This is a genomic window from Pseudomonas sp. GL-RE-29, assembly GCF_019947275.1.
Taxonomy (GTDB): domain Bacteria; phylum Pseudomonadota; class Gammaproteobacteria; order Pseudomonadales; family Pseudomonadaceae; genus Aquipseudomonas; species Aquipseudomonas fluorescens_A.
The window spans coordinates 193,872-214,743 of record NZ_JAGYGD010000001.1 but is presented as its reverse complement, the minus strand read 5'-3'; the positions used below and the strand labels follow the sequence as shown (position 1 = coordinate 214,743).

Genomic DNA, 20,872 nt, shown 5'->3' with positions numbered 1-20,872 from the left:
TGGGGTGCGAAGCGCCCCCCAAAAAATGGGACGGCTGCGCAGTCCAGCGGAAGCAAGCTCCCTCGCCACGTGTCACCGTCCCCTAAAGCTCCAACCCTTCCTGCACCACTGCAAGCAAGTTGTTTTCAGTCAATGCGACCGCATCGGTTTGCGGTGTAGATTGCTCAATCCCTTGCAGCCACCAATGGGTTACGCCGTGCTCGTCCACCGTGCGCAACAGGGCGAGTTCGTTGCTTTTGGAATGAATCTCGATGCGCCCCGCGCCATCCGCCGTGAAGCGTGCGACGGGATCGAAGGTGATGCTGTGCTCGTTGCCGACGACCACTAACTGGTCGATGGCGTAGTCGTAAGTTTCGTCCACGGTGCTTTCGAAAGCATGAGTGGCGTTGCGCCGCAGAGCCAGGCCTTTCTCCGTCATGGGCAGCAGCCAGGTCTCTATCTGCTGATACAGCTCGTAAACCTGACCTGCCCAGCTATCAATCGCCTGATCAGTGCCGGTGTCCCGGGTGTGTTTCAGTTTCGCCGCGAGCTCGTCTGCCTTACTCATTTCGATTCTCTGTCTTGATGTAAGACTAATCGTAGCTCGTTGAACGGGATGCGCCCTTTGCGCTGCGTCATGTCTGTCATGCAAGCGTGACAAATCATTTCCCTGAGGGGCAACGGAACCACTTGGCAAGTGGTCTCCATTTATCCCTGATAACCCCGTAGACTGCGCGCACAAAAAATAAGGGCTTTTGGGCAGGTGCCCATGCATTGCCCTTAAAGGACGAGTTTTTTTGCCCACACGCTTCCTTGACCGGCATCACACTCCCGGCGTCGCCTTCAAACGCGCACCGCTGCGCAAAGCTGCTGTGCTATTTGTAGCCACGGTGTGCCTGTGCCTGTGCGGTTTGCTTTATCTGCAACTGGAACAATCCCGGCGCCACGACCTGAGCCAGGCCCAGGTTGCGTCGTCGAACCTGACGCGGGCCATGGCGCAGCAGGCCGAAGACACGTTCATGAAGGCCGACCTGGTGCTGACCAGTCTGGTGGACTGGATTCAAGTGGACGGTTTCGGTCCGCCGCTCAGGCCACGCTTGCAGAAAACTTTCGCCCGACGCGTGCAGGCGCTGGAACAATTGCACGGCATCTTGCTGTTCGACCAGAAGGGCCAGTGGGTCGTCACTTCCTTTGAAAGTCTGCCTCGCGGCCCCGGCGTGGCGGATCGCGAATACTTCAAATTCCATCAGCAAAACGTGACTTCCGTGGCGCACATCGGTGCGGCGATTCGCAGCCGTGAAAATGGCGAGTGGATCATCCCGATTTCAAAGCGGATCAACGACAAGAACGGCCAGTTCCAGGGCGTGTTGTTGGCCGGGATCAAGATGTCGTACTTCGACCAGTTCTTCAAAAGCTTCAGCATCGACGACAACGGCTCGATGTTCGTGGCGTTGACCGATGGAACATTGCTGGCGCGCCGGCCCTTTGTGGAGTCGCAGATCGGCACCTCTTTAGCCCAGAGCGAAATCTTTCAAAAACTCCTGCCGCAAGCGCCGTCGGGTAATGCGATGCTCACCTCGATGGTGGACGGCATTGTCCGCTTGTCTGGTTATCGGCAGTTGGAGGCTTACCCGCTAGTGGTGTCGGCGGCCTCGTCGAAGGATTCGATTCTTGCGGGCTGGTACGACACCGCGTTTCGCTCCGGCCTGATCGTCGCGCTGGTGATGTTGGGCGTGGCGCTGTTCGGATGGGTGTTCATCCGGCAAGTGCGCGTTGGTGAACGGGTCGAGGCGGATTTGCGCAAGGCCCAGGAAGCGCTGGAGTTGATCGCGACGCATGACAGCCTGACCGGCCTGGCCAACCGCCGATTGTTCGAGCGAGCGTTGGACATCGAGTTCGGGCGTGGCGCGCGGAAGAGCAGTTCGTTGAGCCTGATCATGCTCGATATCGATTACTTCAAATGCTACAACGATACCTATGGTCATGTGGTGGGGGACCACTGCCTGGCGCAAGTGGCCCGGGCGGTCAAAGATTGCTGCCACCGCAAGGCGGACCTGGCCGTGCGTTACGGCGGGGAAGAGTTTGCGGTGTTGCTGCCCGACACCGACATCCACGGCGCCATGACCATTGCCGAGCAAATTCGCCGCAGCGTCATGGACAAAAACATCAGCCATACCGGCTCACCCACCGGGTATGTCACGGTCAGCCTCGGTTGTTATTCGTTTGTGCCGACGGGGCGTGACAGCATGGAGGTGTTCATCCAGCGGGCTGACGCGGCGCTGTATCAAGCCAAGAACGCGGGGCGCAATCGCTCGGCGGTGTTGTCGATGGAGGGTAGTGTCGAGGCGCTGATGCGTTCTGACCGATAAGTGGGTTTGTTTCAAACTCGAACCATCTCGACCAACCGGCGGTCCGCCTGTCGGGGATTGTTCAATTGATCGTCTAGAGTTCCGTTAGCTCTGCCGAATCCGGCAGATCTCCCCAACGCACGGACGATCGCCATCATGTTGATTACTCAAGCATTGACAGCCGTTGCCATGACCGTTGCCGCCGCAGCCATGTTTCCGCTGGCGAGTCAGGCTCAATCGAAAATCACTCCTGAAGAGGCTCATGCCATTGGCGTTGAGGCCTACGTTTATTTCTACCCGTTGTTGACCATGGACATCACCCGCAAGCAGTTCACCAACATCGAACCCGGCAAGGCGTTCGGCAAAGGTCCGATGAACATGTTTGTGAGCGTGCCGCAGTATCCGCCCGCGGATTTCAAAGGCGTGGTGCGCTCGAATTTCGACACCTTGTATTCCATCGCCTGGCTCGACCTGACCAAGGAACCGTTGGTCATCGCTGCGCCGGACACTGCCGGGCGCTTCTATTTGCTGCCGATGCTCGACATGTGGAGCGACGTTTTCGCCTCACCGGGCTGGCGCACCACGGGCACCGAAGCCGCGCAATTTCTGGTGACGCCACCGGGCTGGACCGGCACGGTGCCGGCCGGGCTCAATCATCTGCCGGCGCCGACGCCTTTTGTCTGGGTCATCGGCCGGACCAAAACCGACGGCGCGGGGGACTATGCGGCCGTACACAAGATCCAGGCCGGCTACACCGTGACGCCATTATCGCGACTGGGCAAAGAGGCCGAGCCTGTCAGCGTCAAAATCGATTCGTCGGTCGACATGAAAACGCCGCCGAAGATCCAGGTCGACTCGCTGTCGGCGGCTGACTACTTCGCCTACGCCGCCGAATTGCTCAAAGTGCATCCGGCCCACAGCACGGATCAGCCGATGCTGGCGCAGATCAAACGCATTGGTATCGAGGCCGGCAAGTCGTTCGACATGGGCGCGCTGGAACCTGAAGTCAAAGCCGCGCTCGACACCGTGCCCGCAGAAGCGCAGAGCCTGATGAAGTGGAAGGTGGAAACCCTGGCGCGCGTCGTCAATGGCTGGTCGATGAATACCGACACCATGGGCGTCTACGGCAACTACTACCTTAAACGCGCGATCGTCGCCCAGGTCGGGCTCGGCGCCAACTTGCCCGAGGATGCGATTTATCCATTGAACATGGGCGATGCGGCCGGCAAGCCGCTCGACGGTACGAACAAGTACGTGTTGCATTTTGACAAGGGTGATACGCCGCCGGTGAATGCTTTTTGGTCGATCACGCTGTACGACCCTGAAGGCTTCCAGGTTGGTAATGGACTGAATCGTTTTGCGGTCAGTAGCTGGATGCCGTTCAAGAACAACGCCGACGGCTCGCTGGACCTTTACTTCCAGAATGAAAGCCCCGGCAAAGACCTTGAAGCCAATTGGCTGCCCGCGCCCAAAGGGCCATTCAACCTGACGATGCGTTTGTACGGCCCCAAGGCCGAAGCGTTGAATGGCAAGTGGAACCCGCCAGCGGTCAAGCAGATGTAGATCACAGGCATAGAAGCAACCGACGGTGGCTCACCATCGGTTGCCTTTACGCGTTCAGCTGCCCGTCCCGCCGCCAGCACCACCGGTGCCACCGCCGGCCGATCCGGTACCACCACCGGCGCCCGATCCCGAGCCCGAACCGCTGGCGCTACCGGCACTGCCACTGGAGGAGCCCGTCGCACCACCGTCACCGGCGTTGCCGCCTGATGGCGCGCTGGGGGTGTTGTCGGGCGGCATGACAGGGCCGCTGGTTGCGCCGGATTTAGTGCCCGTCGCATCGGCGCCATCGCCGGAGGCTGCGAAGCTTGCGATGGAAGCCATAGAGAGCAATCCGGCCAAAAGCAGCGAAGTACATTTGATGTTGATCATGGTCCGTCTCCACAAATGAGTCGTTACCTGATGTTGGTGTAAAGGGCAGGGTGGTTGGTGCCGGTTGGATGACGAGCGGCAGTCAGTGATCATCTTTCGAGGGTCTGCCGATATCCCTGTGGGAGCGAGGTGTTGGGTGTTTTCGTCGGCGATTATTACGCGGCAGACCGGCCAGCCGACGCAACCACCGGCCAGTCTGCGAGGTCACAGCCAGGACAGCCAGGACAGCCAGGCATATGGAGCGTTGGTCATGAAAAAATTGCGCATCGCAACCTTCAATGTCAACGGCATGCGCGCCCGGTTGCCGAACCTGTTGGCCTGGCTTGAGCGCGAGAAACCGGACATTGCCTGTTTGCAGGAGCTGAAGTCGGTGGACAGCGCATTCCCTGCCGCCGAGCTCGAGGCGATCGGCTACGGTGCGATCTGGCAAGGGCAGGCGTCGTGGAACGGGGTGGCGATTCTGGCGCGGGATGCGCAGCCGCTGGAAAGTCGCCGAGGGCTGCCGGGCGATGACAGCGACAGTCACAGTCGCTATCTGGAAGCCGCCGTGCATGGGGTTTTGGTGGGCTGCCTGTACCTGCCCAATGGCAACCCACAGCCGGGGCCGAAATTCGATTACAAACTGGCGTGGTTCGAGCGGCTGATCAATTACGCGCAGGCACTTCAGAGCAGTGAACATCCGGTGGTGCTGGCTGGCGACTATAACGTGGTGCCCACCGACCTCGACATCTACAACCCGCGCTCCTGGCTCAAGGATGCGTTGCTGCAACCGGAGAGCCGCGAGTGTTATAAGCGGCTGCTGGATCAAGGCTGGACCGACTCCCTGCGACATCTTTATCCGGAAGATCGGCTCTACACCTTCTGGGATTATTTTCGCCAGCACTGGCAGAAGAACTCCGGGTTGCGCATCGATCATCTGCTGCTCAATCCGGCCTTGAGTCCTTATCTGCTAGAGGCCGGTGTCGATGCCTGGGTGCGCAACGAAGCGCATGCCAGCGACCATGCACCAACGTGGATTCAATTGGGCTCGCGCAAGCGTCGTTGAGATTGCGAACGGGGCGATTGGCTAAATCAATTGTCGGCGGCAGCACTTCATCCCTTATACATAGCGCCCACTGGCGGAGCGATCCGCAGCCTCCGTGCATAAGGACTGAACGATGAGCGAGCCACGCCTGAAAAACCGTGCGTCATACCTGCAACGTCTGGGCTTCGATGCGCCCCCGGCGCCGACCCTGGAGACCCTGCGTCAACTTCAATTGCGCCACACTGGCGCCTTCCCGTTTGAAAACCTCACCACGCTATCCGGCGAACCGGTGCTGATCGACCTGCCATCGATTGAGCAGAAAGTCCTGCACGAGAGGCGCGGCGGCTACTGCTACGAATTGAACAACCTGTACCTGGCCTTGCTCCAGGAGCTGGGTTTCGATGCGCGAGGCATCAGTGGTCGTGTGGTCATGGGCCAGCCTGAAGGCGCCTGGACTGCTCGCACACACCGCTTGAGCCTGGTGACGCTGGACGGCGTGCGCTACATCAGCGACGTTGGCTTCGGCGGCATGGTGCCCACCGCGCCGCTGTTGCTCGATACCGCGGATGAACAGTCCACGCCTCACGAGTCCTATCGCATCGAACAACACGTCGATGGCTACACCCTTCGTGCCCAGGTCGCCGGTGAATGGCGCGCGATGTACATCTTCGATCTGCAACGCCAGGAAGACATCGATTACACCGTTGGCAACTGGTACGTCTCGACTCACCCCGAATCATCGTTCGCCAAACAGCTGATGGTGGCGCGAACCGGGGAAGGGTGGCGACGTACCCTCAACAACGGCAGCTTTGCGATTCATCGCCTTGGGCATGACAGCGAACGCCGGCAAGTGACCGATGTGCAGGCGTTGCTGAGCTTGCTGGAAAGCGAGTTCGGCATTCGGGTGCCCGAGCATGAGACGCTGGTGCGTACACTTGAGCGCCTGATCGCGCCGCAATAGGCGAGTCATCGTGCACACAAAAAAGGGGCAGACTGGATCAGTCTGCCCCTTTTTTGCGCGTATTCATGGCTGAGCTTCAGGCTCCATCACCCGTCGAATTTCGCTTAGGGCCTCTGACAGTTTCTTCTCCAGGCTTTTCAGCTCAGAGCTGGTGATCCCCTTTTTCAGGTGTTTGGCAGTGCTGGGCTCTGCTTTGTCCTGCTCGGACAGCAACGCCCGGCGCAGGGTGTTGTTTATAGCGGTCTGGTAGCCATAGCCCTCGCTTTCCGCGAGCGTGCGTGCCGCCTCGATAACGACGTCATCGAGCATGATGGTGATGCGGGTCTTGCCTTTGCTGGGGGCAACGGCCCCACGCTTGGCATGGCTGAAGTCGTACTCGTCTTTCATAGGTCAACCCTCCAGGTACTGACGGCGCTCGTGTTTGGTGGCGAGGCGCGCTGAAATGATTCGTACGAAATTCGGGTCACGGTAGGTGTACGCAACGACCAGCAAACGACCTTTGCCGTCCAGCCCCATGATGATCCAGCGTTGCTCACTGTGATGATCGTCCTCAAAGGTCAGAGCACGTTCATCATGGAACACCGGCTCTGTGTCAGCGAGGCTGATGCCATGGTGCTTGAGTTTGTTGGCTGCGTTCTTTGCCTTGTGATACTGAATTTCGAATGACTTCATTATGCATACTTTATATGTATATGAAAGAGGGCGATCGAGACCGATGGTCGCCAGGAATTCAAAAGACTAGTGGGCGCAGGAGAATGGGCCGGATGGATGTATTTCAAGGTTTTTTTCGATTTGCCGCTTGGTGGCACACAGTCTGCATGACCGACCGTTCATAATTTGAATGGCAAGTTGTATACAACTCTATAGACATTTGTCCTAAGTCTTGAATACAGTGTGCGCATAACAAAAACCAGGGAACCCCCTAACATGAAAACGCCCCATGTTTCACACCAACGGCCCGAAGACGAAAATCTCGGGGTCGGCGCGAATATGGCTTACGGCCTGCAACATGTTCTGACCATGTACGGTGGCATCGTCGCGGTGCCTTTGATCATTGGTCAGGCTGCCGGCCTCTCGCCGGCGGACATTGGTTTGTTGATTGCTGCTTCATTGTTTGCGGGGGGGCTGGCCACGTTGCTGCAAACCCTGGGTCTGCCGTTTTTCGGTTGTCAGTTGCCGCTGGTACAGGGCGTGTCGTTTTCCGGCGTCGCGACCATGGTGGCGATTGTCAGTAGCGGAGGCGAGGGCGGGTTTCAGTCGATTCTGGGGGCGGTGATTGCGGCGTCCCTGATCGGGTTGCTGATCACGCCGGTGTTCTCGCGAATTACCAAGTTCTTCCCGCCGCTGGTAACGGGCATCGTGATCACCACCATCGGCCTGACGCTGATGCCGGTGGCGGCGCGTTGGGCCATGGGCGGTAACAGCCATTCCCCAGAGTTCGGCAGCATGGCCAACATCGGCCTCGCCGCGATGACGCTGGTGTTGGTGCTGTTGCTGAGCAAGATCGGCAGCGCGACCATCTCCCGTCTCTCGATCCTGCTGGCAATGGTCATCGGTACGATCGTCGCGGTGTTCCTGGGCATGGCGGATTTCTCATCCGTCGGCGCAGGTCCGATGTTCGGCTTCCCGACCCCGTTCCACTTCGGCATGCCGACCTTCCACTTCGCGGCGATCCTGTCGATGTGCATCGTGGTCATGGTGACCCTGGTGGAAACCTCGGCGGACATCCTGGCGGTCGGTGAAATCATCGACACCAAGGTGGACTCCAAGCGTCTGGGCAATGGTCTGCGTGCTGACATGCTGTCGAGCATGATCGCGCCGATCTTCGGTTCCTTCACCCAAAGCGCCTTCGCCCAGAACGTCGGTCTGGTGGCGGTGACCGGGATCAAGAGCCGCTACGTGGTCGCCACCGGCGGTCTGTTCCTGGTGCTCCTCGGCCTGTTGCCGTTCATGGGCCGGGTCATCGCCGCCGTACCGACCTCCGTCCTCGGTGGTGCCGGTATCGTGCTATTCGGCACCGTAGCCGCCAGCGGCATTCGGACGCTGTCCAAGGTCGACTACCGCAACAACGTCAACCTGATCATCGTCGCGACCTCCATCGGTTTCGGCATGATCCCGATCGCTGCACCGAACTTCTACGACCACTTCCCAAGCTGGTTCGCCACGATCTTCCATTCGGGCATCAGCTCTTCGGCGATCATGGCCATTGTGCTCAACCTGACCTTCAACCACCTCACGGCCGGTAACTCCGACCAGCAGTCAGTGTTTGCGGCGGGCACCGAGCGGGTCCTGCGTTATCAGGATCTGGCGGCGTTGCGCGAAGGGGACTATTTCAGCGACGGCAAACTGCATGACTGTGATGGCAAGGAAATTCCGGTGGTCGAGGTGGACCACGGGCATGGCGAGCCACGGGCGGCGCATGCGAAAACCAGTGAGCATGTCTGACGTTTGAGTGAATGAAAAAAGGCCGATCTGTTGAATGACAGATCGGCCTTTTTCATTGCCGGTTTCTATTGCCCGCTTTGCGTCCAGCGGCCCATCAACGTATTGGACGGCAGTTGTTCATCCAACAGTTTTCTCGCCGTTTCCACGCCTGCCACCGGCAGCCCTTCAGGGTTCAACAAGCCGATTTGCACCAGCACGCTGGCCTGGTCCCAGTAGATATGCTCGTGATACAGCTTGTCCCCTCGGAACTTGATCACCCCCAGCATCGGAATCTCCACGTACTTCCCGGTCGGTGCCACGTTGGGCAGCATCCAGTCGATTTCGGTGCTGTGGGTGAAGCACATGATGAACTCGTCGACGATCTGCAACGCGCCGATGGTGCGGGAGATGGGGATGAGCTTCATGTCCGGCGGATTGCCGTGGACAAAATGGTGCTGGTAGAAGCGGCTGAGTTCCTTGGCGCCGACGCCGCCGGTCATGGTCGGGATATGGTTGACGTAGGGTTCGGCGACCATGGTCGCCATGGTGGCGGGCACGTCGCGGGTGTCGAACTCGTGGCGGATGTGTTCTTCCCACAGCGCGGACAGATTGAAGTGGGGGCCGATCTCGCGCTTGAGTGCGGCGATGCTGCGTTCATGGGCCATCAGCGAGGCCGACTTGTCGAAGTGTGAGCTCCCGGCCCGGGCGAATGCGTGGTCGACACCTGGGTACAGGTAGATTTCCGCTTTGTCGTTGCCGGCGAGGTGTTCGCTGATCTGGGCACGAGCGCTGGCGTCGCAGAAGCCATCGTTTTCGGCAAAGTGCAGGACCAACCGACCCTTGAGGTTTTCCGATTCGTGCAACAGGTGTTCGATGCCCATGCCGTAGTAGCCGACGGCGCAGGCCACGTCGGTGCGCGTGGCGGTCAGCCAGGCCAGTTTGCCGCCCATGCAGAAGCCGACGTAACCCAGGCCCGGGCCTTCCACTTCCGGCAATGCACGCAGGGCTTTGAAGCTGGCGTCGATGTCGCTGACGGCTTTGTCCATGTCCAGGCGCTGGAACAGGTCGATGGCCACGGCGAAATCCGCTTCGGTGTAACCCAGGTCAACGCCCGGTTGCAGGCGCCAGAACAGGTCCGGCACCAGCGCCACATAGCCTTCCTCGGCATAGAAATCGGCCACCGCGCGCATGTTGGCGTTGACCCCGAAAATCTCCTGGCCGATCACCACGCCGGGACCCTTGCCGCTGGCCGGCAGGGCCAGGTAACCGCTGAACGTGGCGCTGCTGTCCGTTGCCCGGATCTCAATCATCTTGCCCATGTCATCTTCCTCATTCGGTTATCAGGATTTATTGGCTGTCACGGTATTGCTGGAACCACACGCGCGGCGACACGCCACGGTCGGGCCCGAGAATCGAAAAGCCGCCGTCCACCGGCACATCGACGCCGGTCATCCAGCCGGCACCGGTGCTGCAGAGAAAGGCCACCACGCTGCCGATTTCATGGCCACGGCCGATGCGTCCGAGCGGGTGAAAAGGTGCCCCGACCCGATCGGCCATTTGCGGGTCGTTGTCGCTGAAGTCGGCGACGCTGGGCGACCAGGTCCAGGCCGGGGACACGCTCAGCACCCGGATTTGTTCCGGGGCCAGGGTCATGGCGAGGTTTTTCGTCAGTTGCAGGATGCCGGCCTTGGAGGCGGGGTAGAGCGCGCGCCCGGCCGCGCCGAACTTGCCGCCGGTGCTGCCGATGTTGATCACCACGCCGCAGCTGGGCAGATGCACGGCGGCCTTCTGGGTGAAGATCGCCGCCGACACCAGGTTGACGTTCAGGGTTTTCAGCCACTGCGCGCGGTCCGAGGCCAGCCCCTGATCGGCGTAAATGCAGGCGTTATTGACCAGTATGTCGAGCCGGCCGAAGCGGGCCAGCGTGGCGGCGATGCACGCGTCGATGTCTTCGTCGCGCTCCACGTCGCACGCTGAAAACCCGCAATCGAGTTCTTGCGCCAACGCCTGGCCACTCTCGGCGTTGCGCCCCACCAGCATCACCCGTGCGCCCTCGATCAACAGCTGCCGGGCGATGTCCAGGCCCAGCCCTTGGGTACTGCCGGTCACAATGGCCACTTTGCCTTCGAGCATCATGCGAAATCCTCCAGTGCTTCCTCGACGTGGCTGATACGGGCGATCAACGCCATGCTCGCCAGCGAGGCCGTGTGTGTGCCGCTGTCCGCGCTGGCGCAGGCATCTGCCGCCACCGTCACTTCGAAACCGCAGTCCACGGCATGACGCAACGTGCTTTCCACCACCGAGTGGGTCGCCACGCCCGCGATCAACAAATGCGAAGGATTGAACTGGCGAACCAGGCTTTCCAGCGGTGAGCCATAAAAGGCATTGATCCGGTTATGGGTGACGACGAACTCGTGGCGACTGACCTTCGGCGCCAGCGCACTGTAGAACTCCGCGCCCCAACTGCCTTCCCGGACGGCGCCAAGGCTGGCGACAGCGCGCAAGATCGGCGCGTTCTGGATCAGGTCGGCGTAGTCCGGGCGGAACGCCACGCGCACGTGGATGATCGGCCAGCCCTTGGCGCGTGCGCCGGCGAGCAGTCGGCCGGCAGCGTCGAGCAGCGCAGCACGCATGCCGTCATCGGCTCCCAGTCCGACCCGAATCTTGCCCTCGGGGTGCAACACGTCGTTCTGATAGTGCAGGGCGATCAGCACCGGCGCGCGCATCACACGAATACCTCAAGGTTGGCGAACACGTCGTTGCAATTGATGAGGTCCACGCGTTTGAGCTGGATCTGCCAGCCACCGCTTTCCTGCGCGGCTAATTTATAGGTGTAGCGCCCGGCGAGCTGGCGTTGCTCCAGGCGCCATTCGCTGTACTGGAAGCTGGCGCTGACCACCAGCAAGCCGTGGGCGTCGAGGCCCTCGACCATCACGTTACCGACCAGATGCGCGGTTTGGGTCTGCGGTTGCTGGGACCAGTTGCGGGCGTTTTCCACCCGACGAATTCGCACCTCGCGCAGCATGCGGTTTTCCCAGAACAGCGAGATATGGTCGAACGGGTTGGCCTGCTCGTGTTTGTGCGGCACCCAGTACATGCCGGTGTCGGTGAAGAGTTTGTCCCACTCCCAGAACCGCCGCTCATCCAGCAGGCGCGCCTCCTGGTAAAGAAACTGTTCGATCTGGCGCAGGGTTTCGACGGGAACCTGGGCGGGCGTCAGCTGGCGGGTGTCGACGTCGATTCGGCGGTCAAGCAGCATGGGTGCTCTCCTTGGCGATCAGAGTGGCGGTCATGAACTGTTTCCAGGCGGCGAACTGGTTGCGCATCGGTAGTTCGCTGGTGCCGTTGGTGGACACCGCGCCGTCTTCCAGCGGCTTATCGGTACCGACGTAGCGGTGCATGCTGATCCACTCGCCACCGCGGGTCATGTTGCCTTCCTGGCAACGAGCATAGACTTCGACATCGTCGGGCATCACGTTGGAGGAGGGCGAGTTGATGACGTTGGCGTAGGTCAGCGCGCGGTCGAACACGGCGTCCGGCGCGCCTTTGCAGCGGAAGGTCTGGATCTCGACCATGGTCTGGTCCACGGCGATGGGGCGGATCACCCGGAACTGCATGAACACGGTGTGCGGCGAACCGCTGCCGTAGATCACCGTGTTGTGGCGGTTCATGCCGAGAATTTCCTTGGCGCGCTGGTCGCCGTAGGCCTGGCTCAGGCATTCGAAGTGCGCGCGGGAGACCTCGTCGCGCTCGGCGGCGGCCGGGTCGAAGATCGCTTCCATGTAGCCGTGGCCGTTGTGGTAGGCGCGCAGTTCGAGTTTTTCCCAGAAGTCATAGGGCTCGCCGTTGCCGTCCATGATCAGCAGTTCAAAGGGCATTTCACCGATGGCCTGGGCTTCGTCACGCGCAGCGTCTACCGACGATTCGTGGGTCACGCGGGCATGCATGGTGTCGTGCAGGTTCTCGTAGAACACTTTCCAGTTGGAGCGCTGCTGAACGCGGAAGATGCCGCCTGCCACCTCGACTTCACCGACGGGCGAGCGGTCGCAGAGGTTGTCGATGGAGGTGATGACGCCGCCCAGAAATGCTTTCAGGTCCGGCCCGAACGCCGCCTGGCTGGCAAATACAAAGCCGCGATAGGCCTCGACGCGGGCCACGCTGACCATGGAAAAATCCGGGTGCTTGGGGTCGTAGCAGGTGCCTTCGAAACCGCTCTTGAGCGGCGCCGACAGATGTTGGCCGTCGAGCTTGAAGGTCCAGGCGTGGTACGGGCAGCGGAAGAATTTGCCGACACTGCCGTCACCGTCAGCCACCAGTTTGGCGCCCTTGTGCGGGCAGCGGTTGTACAGCACGCTGACCTGCTGGTTGGCGCCGCGCACCATGATTACGTCCTGATCGCCGATGCGCGTGGTGTGGTAGTCGCCGGGGTTCTTGACCTGGCTTTCATGGCCGACGTAGATCCAGGCGTTGCCGTAGATGCGTTCCATCTCCAGCTTGAACAGGGTCGGGTCGGTGTAGACACTCTTGTGAACGCTGTCCTCGCGGATCAAGGCAGCGATTTGCTCGTTGGTCGGTATCACGGGATGTCCTCGGCTTGTCACAGATCGAGTACCAGCAGCGCGCTGCTGGCACGGGAGACACAGGTGCAGAAACTGCCGCTGGCGCGGTCGCGCTCCGACAGGCAGATGTCGCGGTGGTCGGGCTGACCGTCGATGACCTGGGCGACGCACACGCCGCAGTCACCCCGTCGGCAGTCGAACATCGGGTCCAGGCCGGCCTGGAGCATGGCGTCCAGCACGGTTTGCCCGGCGGCCACTTGCAGGTTCACCCCGCTTTCACGCAGGTGCACCTCAAAGCCTTGATCGCCGGCCACTTCCAGCGCGCCGCTGAACAGTTCGTAATGCAGGTGATCTTCTGCCCAACCCTGTTCGCGAGCGCAGGCCAGCACGCTGTTGAGCATGGCGGTCGGGCCGCAGATGTAGAGGTGCAGGCCGGGTTTTGGCGCTGCGAGGATCGCGGCGGCAGGCAAGCGCTTTTGCGGGTCGCCGCCGCTGATCCAGCAATGGTTGTCGAGGCAGGCGCGGGCTTCGGGCAGATAGGCCATCTGCGCTTCGTCGCGACCGGCGTAGTGCAGGGTGAAAGCCTTGCCCGCCGCTTGCAGTGACCGGGCCATGCTCAGCATGGGCGTGATGCCGATGCCACCGGCAATCAGCAGCGCATGTTCGGTGTTTTCACAGAGTGGGAAGTGGTTGCGTGGCGCATCGGCCAGTAGCTCATCGCCGACCTTGAGCGAATGCACCCAGCGCGATCCACCGGTGCTCGTTTCTTCGAGCTGGACGGCGATTTCGTAGTGTTCGCCGTCGGGCAGGTTGACCAGAGAATAGGCACGGCGTTGAGCGCGACTGCCAGGCACATGCAACTCAAGGTGTGCCCCGGCGGTGAAGCCGGGTAGTGGCTGGACGCCGCTGGACACCAGCAGCACGCGGCGGATTCTGGGGGTCAGAGGCTCGATCTGTTTGACCCTGAGCGAGAGGCTGGACATACGCAATTCCTGTCTGAATTCGTAGCCACTGTATGAAGCCTGAGAGGGTCAAAAAAGCCGCAAACGGCAAACTGGTATCCACTTCTGGCGAGAGTGAATTGCAGGAGCGGGCGCTCCTGCAGGCAGGCTAACGTTTGAGGTGGGCAAGCAGGGCCCGCAAGTGTTCACCATCCACCCTGGCCAGGTCGTCCAGCACCGCAAAGTGATGACACCCTGCAAGCTCGACAAGGCTCACCACCTGCCCAGCCTCGCGACAGGCACTGGCGTACTCGCGCGAATGGCGGATCAACTCCGGCAACTCATCGCCGCCCACGGTCACCAACAACGGTGCGCCATCGCCGATCAGCCGTTGCGGGCTATAGCGCTGGATGTCGTCTGCGCTCAGGTGCAGCTTGTCGTTCAGCCAGCAGCGGCTGATGGGGTCAAGCTCCATCAGGCCGCTGATCGGCATCGCCAGGGTTACCAGCGGATGCCGCCGATACAACGCGGTCAGATGGCCACCCGCCGAGTGCCCGCACAGCACCACTTGCTGACCGATGTTCAAGGCTTCGCGATGCGCCAGCAGATAATCCAGCGCCTTGCCGATCTGTCCGACGATGGTGCCCATGCTCGCTTCGGGCGCCAGGGTGTACTCCAGCAACCCGACATTGCAGCCGGCCTCGATCAGGCCCTCGGCGATAAAGGCGTAGTCGTCCTTGTCCGAGGCCTGCCAGTAACCGCCATGAATGAACAGCAGCGTCGGCGCCCCGGCATTCGCCTGGGCGTACCAGTCGAAACGCTCGCGCATGGCATTGCCATACGCCACGTCACGTTGCCAGGCGTGGTTGGCGTAGGTCTGGGCGCTGCGTTGGCGAAAGCGCTGCATGATCTGCGGAAAATTGCCCACGGCTGCGACGTTGTTGTAAGCCTGATCGAGGTCCATGTGCGCTCACACTCCCAGGTAGCGTTGCGACAGTTCGGGTTGAGCCGCCAGCTCCACCGGTGTGCCATCCCAGACCTGGCGCCCCTTCTCGATGATGTGGTGACGGTCGACCACTCGCGCCATTTCCTTGAGGTTCTTGTCGATCACCAGAATCGTCTCGCCCTCGGCCTTGAGGGTGGCCAGGCAACTCCAGATCTGCTCGCGGATGATCGGCGCCAGGCCTTCAGTGGCTTCGTCGAGAATCAGCAGGCTGGGGTTGGTCAACAGTGCGCGGCCGACCACCAGCATCTGCTGCTCGCCGCCCGAGAGGGTGCGTGACAGTTGGTCTTGGCGCTCCAGCAAGCGCGGGAACAGTTCGTAGACCCGCGCCAGATCCCACTTGCCCCGCGTGGCGGTGGCCAGCAGATTTTCCCGCACGCTCAAAGTGCCGAAAGCGCGTCGGCCTTCCGGCACCAACCCCAGACCAGCCTTGGCGATGCGATAGGGCGCAGCGCCACGCATTTCCGTGCCGTTGATGCGGATGCTGCCGGCGCTGGGCTTGAGCAAGCCCATGATCGATTTGACCGTGGTGGTCTTGCCCATGCCGTTGCGGCCGATCAGCGATACCACCTGGCCCTGCTCGATGCTCAGGTGCATGTCGAACAGCACCTGGCTCAAGCCATAACCCGCTTTCAAACCTTGAACCTCAAGCATGTTCTTCTCCCAGGTATGCGGCCCGCACTTGCGGATCGTTGCGCACTTGTTCGACGCTGCCGGTCAGCACCGTCTGGCCGTACACCAGCACGGTGATGCGGTCGGCGAGGGCGAATACCGCGTCCATGTCATGCTCGACCAGCAGGATCGCGTAACGGCCCTTGAGGCTGTGCAGCAGCTCGGTCATGCGCGCGGATTCGTCGGCGCCCATCCCGGCCATCGGCTCATCGAGCAACAGCACCGAAGCTTCCTGCGCCAGGGCCAGGGCGATCTCCAGTTGCCGCCGTTCGCCATGGGAAAGTTCGTGGACCGGGTCTTGCGCGCGAAGGCCCAGGCCCACCTGCTGCAAGTAGCCCAGCGCCGGTTCCAGCAGGCGGGTGTCGCGGCTCAGCGGACGCCACATGCCGAACGCCTTGCCGTCGCGGGCGGCGATGGCCAGGGCGACGTTTTCCAGCAGGGTAAATTCGGTATACAGCTGACTGACCTGGAAGGCCCGCGCCAATCCCAGGCGCGGCCGCTGCCACGCGGGTACGCGGGTGATGTCCTGAGCGTTGAGGTGAATCTGGCCGCGGTCGGGGAAAATTTCCCCGGCGATCTGCGCGATCAGCGTGGATTTGCCAGCGCCGTTGGGACCGATGATGGCGTGCAACTCGCCCTTGGCCAGTTCGAGGCTGGCGCCGTTGGTGGCTTTCACCGCACCGAAGGCCTTGTGCAGATCCCGAATCGATAGCTGTGCACTCATGGGCGTGCCTCCACGGCGGCGTTCGGTTTGATGGCAAGCACCTTCGGTTTGCGTTTCAGCAGGGCGAGCAGCAATCCGTAGACGCCTTTCTTGCCGAACAGCACCACCAGCAACAGCAGGGGGCCGAAGATCAGCATCCAGTGCTCGGTCCACTGACTCAGCACCTGTTCAAGTCCCAGGTAAGTGGCCGCGCCCAGCAGTGGGCCGAGCAGGGTGCCGACGCCGCCGAGAATCACCATCGCCATCAACTCGCCGGACTTGTGCCAGGCGCCCATGTCGGGGCTGACAAACAGCGCGTAGTTGGCCCACAGAATCCCCGCAAGGCCACCGCCGGTGCCGGCGATCACAAACGCCGTCAGGCGATAGCGCAAGGGTTTGAGGCCCAGGCTGACGCTGCGCCGCTCGCTCTGCTTGAGCCCGCGCAGGACAAAACCGAAGCGCGAATTGACCAGCCGCCGGCACAGCAGCAACCAGCCCGCCAGCAAGACCACGCACAGGTAGTAGAAGTGGTTGGCGTCAGCCAGATCCAATGCGCCGAGGGTATTGCGCTCGTTGAGCAATATGCCGTCGTCACCGCCGTACAACGACAGCGAGCCGAGCACGAAGTAGAGCATCTGGCCGAACGCCAATGTGATCATGATGAACTGCACGCCGCTGGTGCGCAGCGACAGATAACCCACCAGCAGCGAAAGCAGCGCGCACGCCAGCAAGGCCAGAGGCCACACCACCAGCGCGTTGTTACTGCCTTCCCAGCCCCACAACGGCATGCCTTGCGAGGTGTGAAAGGCAACGATGCCGACGATGTAACCGCCCAGACTGAAGAACGCGGCGTGGCCGAAACTGACCATGGCGCCATAGCCGATCAGCAGGTCCAAACTGATGGCCGCCATTCCGTAGATGGCGAGGCGGGTAAAGAAGCTGACCAGGTAAGGCTCGTGCAGCCAGTGGGCCAGCAGCGGCATGCAGGCGAAAGTCGCCAGGCACGCAAGGTCGATGATGAGGCGTGGTGACATAGGGTTCTCCTCAGGCGCGGGCCGGCAGCAGGCCGCGCGGGCGCACCAGCAGCACCAGGGCCATGACGATGTAGGCGCTGGCGGAAATCAGCCCGGCGCTCAGGGTGCCGCTGGTTTCGCTGGGCAGCAGTTGGTCCAGCAGCGGCGGAATGTAGGCACGGCCCAGGCTGTCGACCATGCCGATCAGCAAGGCCCCCACCAACGCGCCGCGCACCGAGCCGACACCGCCAACAACGATAACTACGAAGGTGGTGATCAGGATCTTTTCACCCATGCCGATCTCCACCGACAACAGCGGTGCCGCCATGAAACCGGCCAGGCCGCACAGCACGCAGCCGAACACGAATACCAGGGTGTACAGCCGGGCGATGTTGACCCCCAGCGCGCCGACCATTTCATGGTCATCGGCACCGGCGCGGATCAGCATGCCCAGGCGCGTGTGGTTGATCAGCAGCCACATGCCGACCGCCACGATCAGCCCTGCGGCGATGAACAGCAGGCGGCTGACCGGGTACATCAATCCCGGCAGCACTTCGACAAAGCTGGAATACCACTCGGGCGTGGGCATCGCCGGTGGGCTGCGACCGAAGATCAGGGTCAGCAGTTCGTTGCTGAAAAACACCACGGCCAACGTCGCCAGCACCTGATCCAGATGATCGCGATTGTAGAGGCGGCGCATGATCGCGGTTTCGATCAGCGCACCGTAACAGGCCGAGCCGATCAGCGCGGCCAGGCCACCCAGCCAGAACGACCCGGTGGCCATGGCGGTGTAGGCGGCACAGAACGCGCCGACCATGTAGAAGGCACCGTGGGCCAGGTTGATCACGCCCATGATGCCGAAAATCAGGGTCAGGCCTGAGGCCAGCAAAAACAGCAGGGCGCTGTATTGCAGGCCGTTGAGAATCTGTTCGAGCAATAACATGACTGCGTTCCTCACGAAAACGCCCCGCAGCGGTGCTGCAGGGCGAGGACAGGGCTCAGGTGCCGGTCAGATCGAGCATTGAGCGGCGTAGCTGTCGACGTGGCGGGTCGCCAGGGTCCTGATCGGCACTTCGACCAGCTTGCCGTCGGCGCCGGTCTGCACTTGCAGCAGGTACCAGTCGATCACCGGGTGCTGGTTCTGGGCGAAGCTGAAGTCACCGCGAATGGAATCGAACTGGACGTTTTTCATCGCCGCACGGAAGGCCGGTTGGTCTTTCAGGTTGCCTTGGGAGGTTTTCAGGGCGGCACCGATCAGCCGTGCCGTGTCGTAGGTCTGGGCGGCATACACCGTCGGGGCGCGCTTGTATTTTTCGGTGAAGGCTTTGACGAAGGCCTGGTTGGCCGGGTTGTCCGATTGCGGGTTCCAGAGCGTGACGACGTTGGTGCCCTTGGCCACATCGCCGACGGCAGCGAGCATGCGTTCATCCATGGAGAACACCGGCACCACCATCGGGATTTGCGCCGACAGACCCGAGCCGCCGTATTGCTTGGCAAAGTTGATGCCGCCGCCACCCGGGTGAAACTGGAAAATCGCATCCGGCGTCAGTGAACGTACGCGCGCCAGTTCCACCGAGAAATCCAGCTGGTTGAGCTTGGTGTAGATCTCCGTCACCTCGCCCTTGAAGGTGCGCTTGAACCCGGCCAGTGCGTCACGACCGCCCTGATAATTGGGCGCCAGGATCACCATCTTCTTGTAGCCCAGCTCGTTGGCCGCGACACCGGCCATTTCGTGCGGGGTGTCGTTCTGGTAGGAGCCGACGAAGTAGTTAGCCATGCACTTTTCACCGGCCAGGGTCGAGGGCGCAGTGTTGTTGCTGACGTAGAAACCGTCCTTGGTGGCGGTGTTGATCACGGCCGCCAGCACGTTGGAAAAAATCACCCCGGTGTACAGCGAGATGCCGTCCAGGCTCATGCGGTCGGCGATCTGCTTGGCCTTGGCCGGTTGCAGGCCATCATCTTCCACAATGAGTTGCACCGGCACGCCGCCGAGTTTGCCGCCTTCCTGATCGATCGCCAGCTGAAAGCCGTCACGCGAGTCTTCGCCCAGGTAGCCGGCGGGGGTGGAGAGGGTGGTGATGAAGCCGATTCGGACAGGCTCCACGGCCTGGGCAGCCGTCGCTGCGCAGAGGGAGGTTGCCAGACATGCACGCAATACCAGGTTTTTCATGAGGCGGCCTATGAAGTAGGTCGTGCCAACGCACGGTAGATGTCGATGAGGGCAGTGATTCAGTGTTCGGACGGGCCGATTGATTGTTGTTATGGGGTGCTGCGTCAGCTGTTGCTCTCGGTGAACTTCTCCAGATAAAGGCGGCTTTGCTCCAGGCCATGCTGCTGGCGCCAGTCCTTGATCGACTCGACCATTGGCGGCGGGCCGCACAGGTACAGGTCGAACGGCTGGTCGCGCATTTCGGCCAATTCGAGGTGTTCGGCGATGTAGCCGGTCTTGCCCGGCCAGTCGGGGTTGGGGTTGCTGACCACGGGCGTGAAACGGAACCCCGGGATCCGTGCGGCATAGGCCTCGATGCGCGAAACCTCGCACAGGTCTGCGGCCTCGCGCACGCCGTAATACAGGTGCACCGGGTGGCCGCAGCCATTACGGTCGGCTATCTGATCGAGCATGCCGAGGAACGCCGACAACCCGGTGCCGCCGGCCACCATCACCAGCGGCCGATCGATATGGCGCAGGTAGAAAGCCCCCAACGGCGCTTCCATGTGGATCACGTCGCCGACCTGGCAGCGATCGCGCACGTAGTCGGTCATCACCCCGCTGGGCAGCAGGCGAATCAGAAACTGCAGGTTGCTGCTGCCCGGTGCGCAAGCAAAGGAATACGAGCGCCGATGTTCGGTGCCCGGTACTTTCAGGCGAGCGTACTGCCCCGGCAGATAGTCCAGCGCCGCGCCCGCTGCGCCGACTTCCACGTGCACGATGGCGGTGGTCGGCGAGACCTGCCGCACCTCGCTCACAGTGCCTTGCAGGCTGCTCGGGCCGTTGCTGCCGCAGAGGCTGGAATCGAAGTCGAAGTAGAAGGCAGCGTCGGACTGCACGCGTGTCTGGCAGGTCAGCACCTTGCGCTCGGCCAGGTCGCTGGCCGACAAGGCTTCATCGTCCACGTAGTCCTGGGTGTACTGCCCGGATTCACAGCGGCCCTGGCAGGTCGCGCAAACCCCTTCGCGGCAGTCCAACGGAATCTTGATCCCGCTGCGCAGGGCCGCGTCGAGCAGGATTTCATTGTTCTGCACGTTGCAGAAGAGTGTTTTGCCGTCGGCGAAACTGAAGGCGACCTTGTACGTCATGAGCGTTAATCCGCAG

At 61.5% G+C, this 20,872-nt stretch carries 22 protein-coding genes; 5 read left to right on the top strand and 17 right to left on the bottom strand.

The genetic code is table 11. From position 1 onward, the window contains the following. Nucleotides 1-82: 82 nt before the first annotated feature. Nucleotides 83-547 (bottom strand): hypothetical protein, encoded by a 465-nt coding sequence (locus KGB21_RS01045; RefSeq protein WP_223503156.1) that lies wholly within the window; start codon nucleotides 545-547, stop codon nucleotides 83-85. A 229-nt stretch (nucleotides 548-776) separates the two neighbouring features. Between KGB21_RS01045 and KGB21_RS01040 the strand changes: the two genes are divergently transcribed. Both KGB21_RS01040 and KGB21_RS01035 read left to right on the top strand, forming a co-directional pair. Beyond that, nucleotides 777-2,348, top strand: a complete 1,572-nt coding sequence (locus KGB21_RS01040) for a GGDEF domain-containing protein (protein ID WP_034147860.1) — start codon at nucleotides 777-779, stop codon at nucleotides 2,346-2,348. 135 nt (nucleotides 2,349-2,483) lie between these two features. Further along, nucleotides 2,484-3,890 (top strand): DUF1254 domain-containing protein, encoded by a 1,407-nt coding sequence (locus KGB21_RS01035; protein WP_223503154.1) that lies wholly within the window; start codon nucleotides 2,484-2,486, stop codon nucleotides 3,888-3,890. Nucleotides 3,891-3,944: 54 nt separating this feature from the next. On the opposite strand, the gene KGB21_RS01030 is transcribed toward KGB21_RS01035, so the two are convergent. Next, nucleotides 3,945-4,259 carry a hypothetical protein gene (locus tag KGB21_RS01030; RefSeq protein ID WP_034147858.1) on the bottom strand — a complete coding sequence of 105 codons (315 nt, stop codon included), beginning with the start codon at nucleotides 4,257-4,259 and terminating at the stop codon, nucleotides 3,945-3,947. Between the two features lie 250 nt (nucleotides 4,260-4,509). On the opposite strand from KGB21_RS01030, the gene KGB21_RS01025 reads away from it, so the two are divergent. Both KGB21_RS01025 and KGB21_RS01020 read left to right on the top strand, forming a co-directional pair. Further along, complete coding sequence (locus KGB21_RS01025; RefSeq protein WP_223503152.1) at nucleotides 4,510-5,304, top strand: exodeoxyribonuclease III; 795 nt, start codon at nucleotides 4,510-4,512, stop codon at nucleotides 5,302-5,304. A 112-nt stretch (nucleotides 5,305-5,416) separates the two neighbouring features. Further along, complete coding sequence (locus tag KGB21_RS01020) at nucleotides 5,417-6,244, top strand: arylamine N-acetyltransferase family protein (RefSeq protein ID WP_034147856.1); 828 nt, start codon at nucleotides 5,417-5,419, stop codon at nucleotides 6,242-6,244. Nucleotides 6,245-6,307: 63 nt separating this feature from the next. On the opposite strand, the gene KGB21_RS01015 is transcribed toward KGB21_RS01020, so the two are convergent. After that, nucleotides 6,308-6,631 (bottom strand): BrnA antitoxin family protein, encoded by a 324-nt coding sequence (locus tag KGB21_RS01015; RefSeq protein WP_034147855.1) that lies wholly within the window; start codon nucleotides 6,629-6,631, stop codon nucleotides 6,308-6,310. A 3-nt stretch (nucleotides 6,632-6,634) separates the two neighbouring features. Beyond that, the gene (locus KGB21_RS01010; protein ID WP_223503150.1) at nucleotides 6,635-6,916 is read right to left on the bottom strand and encodes a BrnT family toxin; all 282 of its coding nucleotides are present in this window, start codon (nucleotides 6,914-6,916) and stop codon (nucleotides 6,635-6,637) included. Between the two features lie 255 nt (nucleotides 6,917-7,171). Here KGB21_RS01010 and KGB21_RS01005 point away from each other — a divergent pair, with 255 nt between their 5' ends. After that, nucleotides 7,172-8,689 carry a nucleobase:cation symporter-2 family protein gene (locus KGB21_RS01005; RefSeq protein WP_034147853.1) on the top strand — a complete coding sequence of 506 codons (1,518 nt, stop codon included), beginning with the start codon at nucleotides 7,172-7,174 and terminating at the stop codon, nucleotides 8,687-8,689. A 65-nt stretch (nucleotides 8,690-8,754) separates the two neighbouring features. Here the strand turns inward: KGB21_RS01005 and KGB21_RS01000 are convergent, their stop codons facing one another. The 13 genes from KGB21_RS01000 to antC form a co-directional block, all read right to left on the bottom strand. After that, nucleotides 8,755-9,987 (bottom strand): dienelactone hydrolase family protein, encoded by a 1,233-nt coding sequence (locus KGB21_RS01000; RefSeq protein ID WP_223503148.1) that lies wholly within the window; start codon nucleotides 9,985-9,987, stop codon nucleotides 8,755-8,757. 28 nt (nucleotides 9,988-10,015) lie between these two features. Continuing rightward, a complete protein-coding gene (locus KGB21_RS00995) occupies nucleotides 10,016-10,804 on the bottom strand; it encodes an SDR family oxidoreductase (protein ID WP_223503147.1) in 789 nt (262 codons plus the stop codon). Then, nucleotides 10,801-11,394 carry a cysteine hydrolase family protein gene (locus KGB21_RS00990; RefSeq protein WP_223503145.1) on the bottom strand — a complete coding sequence of 198 codons (594 nt, stop codon included), beginning with the start codon at nucleotides 11,392-11,394 and terminating at the stop codon, nucleotides 10,801-10,803. Before KGB21_RS00990 ends, KGB21_RS00995 begins: the two co-directional genes overlap by 4 nt. Then, nucleotides 11,394-11,927 (bottom strand): aromatic-ring-hydroxylating dioxygenase subunit beta, encoded by a 534-nt coding sequence (locus tag KGB21_RS00985; protein WP_034147849.1) that lies wholly within the window; start codon nucleotides 11,925-11,927, stop codon nucleotides 11,394-11,396. The genes KGB21_RS00990 and KGB21_RS00985 overlap by 1 nt, the downstream gene beginning before the upstream one ends. Continuing rightward, complete coding sequence (locus KGB21_RS00980) at nucleotides 11,917-13,248, bottom strand: aromatic ring-hydroxylating dioxygenase subunit alpha (protein ID WP_034147848.1); 1,332 nt, start codon at nucleotides 13,246-13,248, stop codon at nucleotides 11,917-11,919. The genes KGB21_RS00985 and KGB21_RS00980 overlap by 11 nt, the downstream gene beginning before the upstream one ends. A gap of 17 nt (nucleotides 13,249-13,265) precedes the next feature. Beyond that, the gene (locus KGB21_RS00975) at nucleotides 13,266-14,210 is read right to left on the bottom strand and encodes a PDR/VanB family oxidoreductase (protein WP_223503143.1); all 945 of its coding nucleotides are present in this window, start codon (nucleotides 14,208-14,210) and stop codon (nucleotides 13,266-13,268) included. Nucleotides 14,211-14,337: 127 nt separating this feature from the next. Beyond that, a complete protein-coding gene (locus tag KGB21_RS00970; protein ID WP_223503141.1) occupies nucleotides 14,338-15,132 on the bottom strand; it encodes an alpha/beta hydrolase in 795 nt (264 codons plus the stop codon). A gap of 6 nt (nucleotides 15,133-15,138) precedes the next feature. Continuing rightward, nucleotides 15,139-15,825, bottom strand: coding sequence for an ABC transporter ATP-binding protein (locus KGB21_RS00965; RefSeq protein ID WP_034147845.1), 687 nt, complete (start codon nucleotides 15,823-15,825; stop codon nucleotides 15,139-15,141). Further along, nucleotides 15,818-16,567, bottom strand: coding sequence for an ABC transporter ATP-binding protein (locus tag KGB21_RS00960; protein WP_223503139.1), 750 nt, complete (start codon nucleotides 16,565-16,567; stop codon nucleotides 15,818-15,820). Before KGB21_RS00960 ends, KGB21_RS00965 begins: the two co-directional genes overlap by 8 nt. Next, nucleotides 16,564-17,580, bottom strand: a complete 1,017-nt coding sequence (locus KGB21_RS00955) for a branched-chain amino acid ABC transporter permease (protein ID WP_223503137.1) — start codon at nucleotides 17,578-17,580, stop codon at nucleotides 16,564-16,566. The genes KGB21_RS00960 and KGB21_RS00955 overlap by 4 nt, the downstream gene beginning before the upstream one ends. A gap of 10 nt (nucleotides 17,581-17,590) precedes the next feature. Beyond that, the gene (locus tag KGB21_RS00950) at nucleotides 17,591-18,502 is read right to left on the bottom strand and encodes a branched-chain amino acid ABC transporter permease (RefSeq protein ID WP_034147842.1); all 912 of its coding nucleotides are present in this window, start codon (nucleotides 18,500-18,502) and stop codon (nucleotides 17,591-17,593) included. A gap of 66 nt (nucleotides 18,503-18,568) precedes the next feature. Next, complete coding sequence (locus tag KGB21_RS00945) at nucleotides 18,569-19,729, bottom strand: ABC transporter substrate-binding protein (RefSeq protein ID WP_034147841.1); 1,161 nt, start codon at nucleotides 19,727-19,729, stop codon at nucleotides 18,569-18,571. A 104-nt stretch (nucleotides 19,730-19,833) separates the two neighbouring features. Continuing rightward, entirely contained in the window at nucleotides 19,834-20,856 is a 1,023-nt protein-coding gene (antC, locus tag KGB21_RS00940; protein WP_223503135.1) for an anthranilate 1,2-dioxygenase electron transfer component AntC, read from the bottom strand. Nucleotides 20,857-20,872: the final 16 nt, after the last annotated feature.

Bases quoted from the DNA above. Each gene is read 5' to 3' on its own strand.
- KGB21_RS01045 (WP_223503156.1), bottom strand. From the start codon at position 547: ATGAGTAAGGCAGACGAGCTCGCGGCGAAACTGAAACACACCCGGGAC.
- KGB21_RS01035 (WP_223503154.1), top strand. From the start codon at position 2,484: ATGTTGATTACTCAAGCATTGACAGCCGTTGCCATGACCGTTGCCGCC.
- KGB21_RS01030 (WP_034147858.1), bottom strand. From the start codon at position 4,259: ATGATCAACATCAAATGTACTTCGCTGCTTTTGGCCGGATTGCTCTCT.
- KGB21_RS01025 (WP_223503152.1), top strand. From the start codon at position 4,510: ATGAAAAAATTGCGCATCGCAACCTTCAATGTCAACGGCATGCGCGCC.
- KGB21_RS01020 (WP_034147856.1), top strand. From the start codon at position 5,417: ATGAGCGAGCCACGCCTGAAAAACCGTGCGTCATACCTGCAACGTCTG.
- KGB21_RS01015 (WP_034147855.1), bottom strand. From the start codon at position 6,631: ATGAAAGACGAGTACGACTTCAGCCATGCCAAGCGTGGGGCCGTTGCC.
- KGB21_RS01010 (WP_223503150.1), bottom strand. From the start codon at position 6,916: ATGAAGTCATTCGAAATTCAGTATCACAAGGCAAAGAACGCAGCCAAC.
- KGB21_RS01005 (WP_034147853.1), top strand. From the start codon at position 7,172: ATGAAAACGCCCCATGTTTCACACCAACGGCCCGAAGACGAAAATCTC.
- KGB21_RS01000 (WP_223503148.1), bottom strand. From the start codon at position 9,987: ATGGGCAAGATGATTGAGATCCGGGCAACGGACAGCAGCGCCACGTTC.
- KGB21_RS00995 (WP_223503147.1), bottom strand. From the start codon at position 10,804: ATGATGCTCGAAGGCAAAGTGGCCATTGTGACCGGCAGTACCCAAGGG.
- KGB21_RS00990 (WP_223503145.1), bottom strand. From the start codon at position 11,394: ATGCGCGCGCCGGTGCTGATCGCCCTGCACTATCAGAACGACGTGTTG.
- KGB21_RS00985 (WP_034147849.1), bottom strand. From the start codon at position 11,927: ATGCTGCTTGACCGCCGAATCGACGTCGACACCCGCCAGCTGACGCCC.
- KGB21_RS00975 (WP_223503143.1), bottom strand. From the start codon at position 14,210: ATGTCCAGCCTCTCGCTCAGGGTCAAACAGATCGAGCCTCTGACCCCC.
- KGB21_RS00970 (WP_223503141.1), bottom strand. From the start codon at position 15,132: ATGGACCTCGATCAGGCTTACAACAACGTCGCAGCCGTGGGCAATTTT.
- KGB21_RS00965 (WP_034147845.1), bottom strand. From the start codon at position 15,825: ATGCTTGAGGTTCAAGGTTTGAAAGCGGGTTATGGCTTGAGCCAGGTG.
- KGB21_RS00960 (WP_223503139.1), bottom strand. From the start codon at position 16,567: ATGAGTGCACAGCTATCGATTCGGGATCTGCACAAGGCCTTCGGTGCG.
- KGB21_RS00955 (WP_223503137.1), bottom strand. From the start codon at position 17,580: ATGTCACCACGCCTCATCATCGACCTTGCGTGCCTGGCGACTTTCGCC.
- KGB21_RS00950 (WP_034147842.1), bottom strand. From the start codon at position 18,502: ATGTTATTGCTCGAACAGATTCTCAACGGCCTGCAATACAGCGCCCTG.
- KGB21_RS00945 (WP_034147841.1), bottom strand. From the start codon at position 19,729: ATGAAAAACCTGGTATTGCGTGCATGTCTGGCAACCTCCCTCTGCGCA.
- antC (WP_223503135.1), bottom strand. From the start codon at position 20,856: ATGACGTACAAGGTCGCCTTCAGTTTCGCCGACGGCAAAACACTCTTC.